Below are 1095 nucleotides of genomic sequence, written 5' to 3'. Positions count from 1 at the left end.
CGCATGCCTTGGCCAACTGTTGTAGTTACAAACTCAACGTCATCTTGCTGGCGAATGTAGCTTTCAACTTTTTCTGTCTGCTTAATCGTTTCACGTACATCGGTACCTTCCGGCATCCACATATCGACGTAAAACATTGGCGTATTTGATGGCGGGAAGAACTGCTGCTTCACCATACCAAAACCAACCACAGAAACTGCTAATAGCGCGACCATACTTACTACGGTAAGCCACCTAAATCGAAGTGCTACTTTCAGACACGCGCCGAATACAACGAACAGAATACCTTTGTATGGGTCTTCGTTCTCATCGACCTTGTCTTCTTCTTTCAGCATCATTTCTGCAAGGAACGGAGTCAGCGTTAGCGCTGTAACCCAGCTCAAGAACAATGAAAAACACAAAACCCAGAACAGTGAGCCCATGAATTCACCTGTCGCGTCTTTCGACAAACCGATTGGTGCAAAGGCCGTGATAGCAATAATGGTCGCACCCAATAGTGGCCATTGTGTTTGTGTCACGATGTCTTTCGCTGCTTGAAGCTTGGTTTTGCCTTTCTTCAAGCCAACCAAAATACCTTCAACGACAACAATCGCATTATCCACCAGCATACCGAGAGCGATGATAAGTGCACCCAGTGAGATACGGTGCAGTTCGACATCGTTGTAATCCATCAGGATGAAGGTTCCAAATACCGTCAATAGAAGCACTAGACCGATGATCAAACCACTGCGTAAACCCATTGCCAAAAGCAGTACGATGATAACAATAGCAACGGCTTCTACTAGGCTGATTAAAAAGTCAGCCACTGATTTGTCTACTTCTTGCGCTTGGTTGTAGAAGTAGTTCAGCTCTACACCGGCAGGCTTAATGCTTTCTAAACGATCCAGTTCGGCATCTAACGCGTTACCAATTTCGACGACGTTTACGCCTGAAGAGAACGCAATACCTAGGTTGATCGCTGGTTTGCCATTGTAAGTTAATACGTTACCTGGCTTTTCTTGGATACCGCGAGTCACTTCAGCGACATCTTTCAAGCGAATGAGGTTGCCCGTATCACGACCATGAATGATCAGGTTTTCTAACTCTTCAACCGTG

At 45.8% G+C, this 1095-nt stretch carries 1 protein-coding gene; it reads right to left on the bottom strand.

Annotated elements, in window-relative coordinates; all coding sequences use genetic code 11:
- A partial coding sequence (locus AB4496_RS07220) for an efflux RND transporter permease subunit (protein WP_372130747.1) occupies positions 1-1095 on the bottom strand: 1095 nt, incomplete at both ends.

It is taken from the genome of Vibrio sp. 10N.222.46.A1 (assembly GCF_041473595.1).
Taxonomy (GTDB): Bacteria; Pseudomonadota; Gammaproteobacteria; order Enterobacterales; family Vibrionaceae; genus Vibrio; species Vibrio tasmaniensis_A.
Note: the sequence above shows the minus strand (reverse complement) of the source record. Positions and strands in the feature narration are given on the sequence as shown.